General features: G+C 61.6%; 5 protein-coding genes. 4 read left to right on the forward strand and 1 reads right to left on the reverse strand.

Going from position 1 to position 7,156, the window contains the following annotated elements; translation table 11 throughout:
- From tolB to V3W31_02630, 4 genes are all read left to right on the forward strand, one after another.
- Positions 1–1,188 (forward strand): Tol-Pal system beta propeller repeat protein TolB (gene tolB, locus V3W31_02615; protein MEE9613831.1); only part of this gene is annotated, 1,188 nt, incomplete at its 5' end.
- A 45-nt stretch (positions 1,189–1,233) separates the two neighbouring features.
- The gene (ybgF, locus tag V3W31_02620) at positions 1,234–2,196 is read left to right on the forward strand and encodes a tol-pal system protein YbgF (protein MEE9613832.1); all 963 of its coding nucleotides are present in this window, start codon (positions 1,234–1,236) and stop codon (positions 2,194–2,196) included.
- Between the two features lie 70 nt (positions 2,197–2,266).
- Positions 2,267–3,394: a DUF362 domain-containing protein gene (locus V3W31_02625; GenBank protein MEE9613833.1), complete on the forward strand. Its 1,128-nt coding sequence runs from the start codon at positions 2,267–2,269 to the stop codon at positions 3,392–3,394.
- 13 nt (positions 3,395–3,407) lie between these two features.
- A complete protein-coding gene (locus V3W31_02630; protein ID MEE9613834.1) occupies positions 3,408–6,851 on the forward strand; it encodes an AsmA-like C-terminal domain-containing protein in 3,444 nt (1,147 codons plus the stop codon).
- 35 nt (positions 6,852–6,886) lie between these two features.
- On the opposite strand, the gene ccsA is transcribed toward V3W31_02630, so the two are convergent.
- The coding region (ccsA, locus tag V3W31_02635) for a cytochrome c biogenesis protein CcsA (protein MEE9613835.1) at positions 6,887–7,156 on the reverse strand (270 nt) is incomplete at its 5' end.

Below are 7,156 nucleotides of genomic sequence, written 5' to 3' on the forward strand. Positions count from 1 at the left end.
CTACGCGACATAGGCACGCGCGAGAGGCAGATGGACGAATCGCGCAAGGCGGCCGGGGAAATACTCTCCGCCCTCACCGGCGACCTCGAGTTCTCGAACCTCTTCGACATCATAGACCCCGAGGCTCACCTCGAAGACCCGGAATCGAGCGGCCTTACCGCCCGGAAGACCAACTTCAGGGACTGGCGGGCTATAACGGCCGAGGTGCTCATAAAGGGCGGGGTCCGGGTGAAGGGAGAAAAACTCACCGCGGAACTCAGGCTCTTCGACACGGTAAAGGAAACCCAGCTCATGGGTAAGAGGTACGTGGGCAAGACGTCCAACCCCAGGGCCGTCGCGCACCGCTTCGCCGACGACGTCATAGAGAAGCTCACCGGGGCAAAGGGCATATTCGCCACCCGGCTCCTCTTCGTATCCGAGAAGAGCGGGACGAAGGAGGTATACGTCTCGGACTACGACGGCCACAACGCAAAACGGCTCACCCACAACGGCTCGATAAACCTCTCGCCCAGGTGGTCGCCGGACGGCGGTAAGGTACTCTATAGCTCCTACATGGCCGGCGAACCGGCGACCTACGTGCTTAACCTGAAAAACGGCAGAGTCATCTCGGTCTCGAGCAGGCCTGGGATAAACATAGGGGCGAGGTGGGCCCCGGACGGAACGAAGATAGCGCTTACCCTGAGCGTGGACAGGAGCCCCGAACTCTACACCCTCGACCTCGGGACCATGAAGTACACGCGCCTTACGAGAAACCACGGCATAGACGTCTCCCCCACATGGTCCCCGGACGGTAAAACCATCGCGTTCGTCTCAGATGTGGCTGGAAATCCGCACATCTATATGATAGATTCAGGGGGGGGCAGCCCCCGGAGGATCACCTTCGAGGGGAAGTATAACTCGGACCCCGTCTGGTCCCCGGACGGAAAGAGGATAGCCTTCGCCCGGATGAGCGGCGGGAAGTTCCAGATATGGAGCATGAGGGCGGACGGCAAGGGTGCGGTCCAGCTCACATACCGGGGGAACAACAAGGCCCCCTCCTGGAGCCCGGACGGAAGGTACATAGCGTTCCAATCATCCAGGGGCGGCAGGGACGAAATCTACATGATGCGCTCCGACGGGGGGGGGCTCAAGAAGGTAAATACCGGCATCGGCGGCGTGTTCCCGTCGTGGTCGCCGTTCATGGACTAAAGACCGAAAACGAGCCATAATAGAGAACCAAAGAAAGGACGGTCGATGAAAAAAGCTCCCTTATATATCGCGGCGGCGGCACTGGCACTGACGCTCCCCACAGGCTGCGGGCCGGGCTTCCCCATAGTCACCGCCGAGCAGGATACGCTGAAGACGAACGTCGACTCCCTCATGCGGAAAACGCCTGACCTCGAACGGAGGCTCGCCGCTATCGAGGGGATCAAGGGCGGCCTTGGCACCGCCGCCGCCCAGGCGAGCGCCGACATAGAGGTCATCCGCGAGGACCTCGCCAAACTCCGGGGCACGATCGAGGAAAAGGACTACGATATAGAGCAGGTAAACGAAAAGGCCGAAGCTCTCGCAGAAACGCTCGGCAGCATAGAGGGGCGGCTCTCCTCGATCGAGGAGAAGATGCAAGAGGACGGGACGGCGGACGAGTGGTCCTCCGAGCCGGCGCCGGGTGAGGTGGAGTCGCTGCTCGAGCCCGTAAAGGCCGACATAGAGGCCATCAAGAACTCGCTCGAGGCCATAGAGGAGGCACTCGGGGGGCTGGACGAGAGACTCGCCGCGGTCGAGGCGGGCAGTGTGGCGGAGGTGCCGCAGAAAGACAGGGCCCCGGACCCGGCCAACCTCTACATGGAGGGCTACAGGGAAACGATGGACAACAGGAACTACCCGGCGGGCAGGGAAATATTCAAACGCTTCCTCTCGCTCTTCCCGGAGCACGAACTGGCGGACAACGCCCAGTACTGGCTCGGCGAGATATACTACGCCGAGGGTGACTGGGAGAGGGCCGTTCTCGAGTTCAACAAGGTCATAAAGGACTACCCCGACGGGGACAAGGTGGCCGCCGCCAAGCTGAAGCAGGCCTTCTCATTCAACAAGCTCGGGGCCGATAAGGAGGCACGGGTCCTCCTTGAGCAGATCATCGAAAAGTTCCCCGCATACCCCGAGGCGGAGCACGCGAAGAAACGGCTCGAAGAGATGGACAAGCCTCCGGCGGACTGACCGGGCCGTAGATTCCTCCTCGCACAGAGCACGCCTAACCTTACCGGATACCATTACGCACGGGTTGAAAGTGGCACCCACGGTCGCGATCACAAAATGCGCAAGCTACGGGGAAGAGGAGGTATACCGCGCCGCCGGAGACGCAGTTGAACGGCTCGGCGGTATGGAGAAGTTCGTAAAGAGGGGCGAGCGGATACTCCTTAAACCCAACCTCCTCGGCCCGAAACCCCGGGAGGCCGCGGTCACCACTGACCCGTCGGTCGTCGGGGCGATGATACGGCTCGTCAAGGAGGCCGGGGGGGTGCCGGTCGTGGGCGACAGCGCCGCCCTGGGAAGCGCCCTTAAGGCCGCCGAAATGTGCGGCGTGGCCGAGGCCTGCAGGAGGCACGGAAGCGAACTCATCGAGCTCACCGACCCGGTCGCCGTGGAAAGCCCCTCGGGCCACACCTTCAAGCGCTTCGAGGTGGCACGCGCGGCGCTCGAGGCCGACGGCATCATAAACCTCCCCAAGCTCAAGACCCACGCCCAGATGTTCCTGACCCTCGGGGTCAAGAACACCTTCGGGTGCGTACCCGGAAAGCTCAAAAGCCAGTGGCACTTCTCGGCCGGGGTAGACACCTCCATGTTCGCCGGCATGCTCCTGGACCTGCACCTCTTCCTCAAGCCGCGCCTCTCGCTCGTGGACGGCATAGTCGCCATGGAGGGCAACGGCCCCGGAAACGGAGACCCCCGGAAGCTCGGGCTCGTCTTCGCCTCGGATAACGCAATAGCGATGGACACGGTAATAGCCGCCGTCCTCGGCGCCAGGCCCGGCGACGTGCCCATACTCAAAAGGGCCCGGGAAACCGGGCTCGGCGAAACGGATATCGAAGCCATAGAGCTGCTCGGTGAGATGGAGACCGTCGACGGCTTCCGCTTCCCGCCGCTCGTAGACGTGAACTTCGCCTCCCGCCTCCCCTACTTCATAGACAGGAGAGTACGAAAGGCCGTAACGGCACGGCCGCACATAGACGTCGATATCTGCACGCTCTGCTCCTCGTGCGTGGAGACATGTCCGGCCGGGGTGATGGAAAAGCGGGACCGGATAGTGATAGACTACGACCGGTGCATAAGGTGCTACTGCTGCCAGGAGGTGTGCCCCGAAGGGGCCATCTCCGTAAAACAGGGGTGGCTTAAGAAAATCGTACCTGGCCTGTAGGAGGGCCGTGGCCGTGACGAAGAAAAAACTTAGACACAGGCACAGGAAAAAATTCCTGCTGGCGGAGATACTGCTGCTGCTCCTGGGTGTCGCCGTGGTCCTGAGCTTCGTGCCCATAGACCTCTCGGAGAAGCGTTCCTACGTCAAGGCATCCGTGGAGGAGAGGATTAACGGCGAGGTGGACATGGAGGAGGTCAGCCTCTACCTCCTGCCGTCCCCGAGGATAAGCCTTGAAAAATTCACCCTGAGGGACCGGGACGAGGTCGTTATAAGTGCCGGGACCGCGAAGATCGACGTAGCGCTCCTCCCGCTCCTCAAGAAACGGCTCGTGCTGAAAAAGTTCGTGCTCGACGGGGCGGAGATACTGGTAAGGAGGAGAGCGGACGGGACTGTAAACCTCCGGGACATCCCGAAAGGAGGAGGGTTCGAGGTCTCGCTGGTGTCGCTTGAGATAAGGGACAGCCGGGTGAGCTTCACGGACGGGACGGTCGAGGGGGAGGGGGGGGAGAAGGTCCACGACTTGAGCGGCATTAACGCCGTCATCCTGCCCTCCCCCGACGGCTTCACCTACACGGCCGAGGGCAGGCTGCTTCCCAGAGGTGATATCCGGGTATCCGGCCAGGCCAGCAGGGCCGAAGAGGTATGGCGCGGCTCCGGCACCCTCGAAGCAAAAGGACTCCCGCTCAAGCCGCTCGCACCGTACACCAAACGCAAGGGACTCAATACTGAGGTCGCCGGGACGCTCTCGCTTGACTCCGCATTCTCGCACGAAAGTACGGGGGAGTCCGCGTGGAAGGGGATCTTCAAGGGCGAGGTAACGCTCGACGACCTCTCGGTCAAGGCCCCCCGCCTCTTCCCCGAGACCATAAGCCCGAAGCACGGCACGGCCAAGCTCGACATCACGTGGCAGACGGGTAAGAGCCTCACCTTCGCGCTGAAAGAGGCGAAGTTCGACATGGGGGGCTTTACGCTGGAGGGCTCTTTCGGCCTCAAGTGGCTGTGGCCGCCAACCGACACGCTGGCCAGCGGCCAGCTGGCCAATGGTCCGCTGCCCGGTACGCTCGCGCTCAACTTCCGCACAACCAAATTCCCCTTCCCCTCTCTGAAAGGACTGCTCCCGCTGAACATCATGCCGAAAAGGCTCACCAAGAGGATACTGGAGATAGAGTCCTACGAAGGCACGGTGTCGATAAAGGAGCTCGACATAGCCGGCAACATAAAGAAGGTGAAGGCCGAGGGGGTCCGGTTCACCGCCGAGTTCGAAGACGTAAGGCTCGACTACCCGGGCTTCGAAAAGACGTTATCCGGGGTATCCGGCGAGGTCGAGCTAAAGGGGCGGGATCTCCATCTCCGCGGCCTGAGCGGCCTCTACGGCACGGGCACGCTCGAAAGGTTCGACATGAAGATGCTCGGCCTCGGGACCAAGGACTCTTCTTACAGCCTGTCCCTCGATGCGTCCGCCGACGCGGGAGAGGCCATGGAAGAACTCCGGAAAAGGCTCGCCCTCTTCAGGAAACTCCCTCCCGTCGGGTTGGAAGGCATGGCCTCGCTACGCCTCTCCAATGAAGGCAAGTTCAAGAAGCCGGAGACGGCTAAGTACTCGGGCACGCTCCACCTTAAGGGGGTGTCGGCCGACTATGACAGGCTCCCCCTGCCGCTTACGGACCTTCACGGCGAACTCTCCTTCGACGAAGCGGGGATTAAGCTTACGGGCCTGAAGGGTAACGCCGGCGCTTCGACGTTCGAGATAAACGGCAAGATAAAGGGTTACAGGGGGAAGACCCCCGAGCTCGACCTGACGGCCGAGGGGTTGCTCGACCATACTACCGTAGCCACGGTGGCTGCTGGGGCTGCAGTGGCGGACCTCCCCGGGGAAGAGACGGAGCCGCGGCTGCCCGTCTTCGACAGGGCCGCCGCGTTCAAGGCCGCCGTAACCGGGCCAGTGGACTCGCCGCTCGTAAGCTCCCAGGTCGACCTCACGCCCGCGGCCGTCACCTACGGCAAGGTGCTGGAGAAGGAATGGGACTTCCCCATGACGGTTGAGAGCGCCGTAAGGCTCAAAGAGAAGGACACGGTTATAGAAGACGGGACCCTTAAGTTCGGCGGTTCGTCTCTGGCGTTTAAAGGGAATATGCCGAAGGGTGGTGGGCGCTACGACATGGAGTTCTCCACCGACGAAATAAAAATCCCGGACCTGGTGGGTATATCCGGCCTCTTCGTGCGGGAGGCCCCCTCCAAGGGAACGCTCTCGCTGCGGCTCAAGATACACAAAGGCGGCACCCCGTCCTACGACGGAGAGGTAAGGGTCAGCAACGGGCTCTTTAAACTCCCCCGCCTTGCAAGGTCGGTCACGAACATGGACGCGGTGGCGAGCTTTGCCGGTAGAAGGGCCGTAGTTTCCATTGACGGGATAAGCATCGGCACGACGGACGTATCCGGAAAGTTGAAGGTCCCGGACGTGGCGACGGGGTACGTAAAGTTCGACCTCCACGCGGACAACTTCGATACCGACGACATCTTCCCCTCCGGGAAAACCCCGCCCGGGGGAGAACCTTCCCCTGAACCTTACAGGGAACCTTCCCTCACGGGCCGTGGGGAGATCTCGATAAAAAAGGGCCGGGCTTGGGGCATATCGTTCGGCGACCTCGTCGCCGACGTGAAGCTCGATAAGGAGGCCGTCCTATTCCCCTCGGTGGCCCTCACCACGCACTCGGGAAAGGCCGGGGGGGACGGCGTATACTTCAGGGACCCGAAGGAGCCGCTGCTCTTCACCGCGGACCTCCTGGTGCTTAACGCGGAGTTGGGGCCTCTCATAAAAGAGCTCGGCGCCAAAGAAAAGATAGCCAGCGGTGAGGTCAGCGCGGGAATAAAACTCTCCGGCAGTAGGGGGGCCAAGCCGCTAAGGAGCGGCATAAACGGAGAGATAGGGCTCAGGGCCAGCAAGGGGAACCTCTGGAAGTTCGTGGTCCTCGGCAAGGTCTTCTCCATCGTGAACATAGTGTCCATCACCGAACTCTTCGACGAGGGAATGCCCTACAAGAGGATAAAGGGGAACTTTACGGTGAAGGACGGGGTCGTCTCCACCGAAAACCTGACCTTCGACAGCAAGTCCATACGCATGTCCGCGATGGGCAGCATAGACACCGCCGCGAAGACCATCGACTCAACGCTCGGCATACACCCGTTCGTCACGATAGACAAGCTGATCTCGAAGATACCTATCGTCGGCTGGATAATAGAGGGCAAGGACAAGAGCACGGTGAGCATGTACTACAAGATAGAGGGGCCGCTAAAGGACCCGGACGTACGGCCCATGCCGATAAGGAGCCTCAGCAAGAGCCTGCTCGGGATATTCCGCGACATGTTCGACGCGCCGCCGGAAACGCCGGGCGGGACAGACGGGCCGGCGACCCCGGAGCCGGCCCCGGAGCCAGTCATGGAAGAGGAGCTGCAGTAACACGGGGAAGGGGGGAAGGACAGAAAGTGGCGGGCTTAAAAGCTGTGGCTCGACTTCATCAGCAGCCCCACCCCGAGGTAGGTAAAGAGAGCCACGAAGAAGCCGCCAACCGTGGCTATGCTGAGCCCCCTCCCCCGCCACTCCTTGACGTGCCAGGCGTGCATGGCGCCCGCGTAGTAAAACCATACGATAAAGGACCAGATGACCTTCGGCTCCCAGAGCCAGTAGGTGCCCCAGGCGAGATATGCCCACACCGCGCCGGCGAACATGGAGGCGGAGAAAAAGAAAAACCCCCAGAGTATCCC

The sequence above is a fragment of the Thermodesulfobacteriota bacterium genome, assembly GCA_036482575.1.
In the GTDB taxonomy this organism is placed as follows: domain Bacteria; phylum Desulfobacterota; class GWC2-55-46; order GWC2-55-46; family JAUVFY01; genus JAZGJJ01.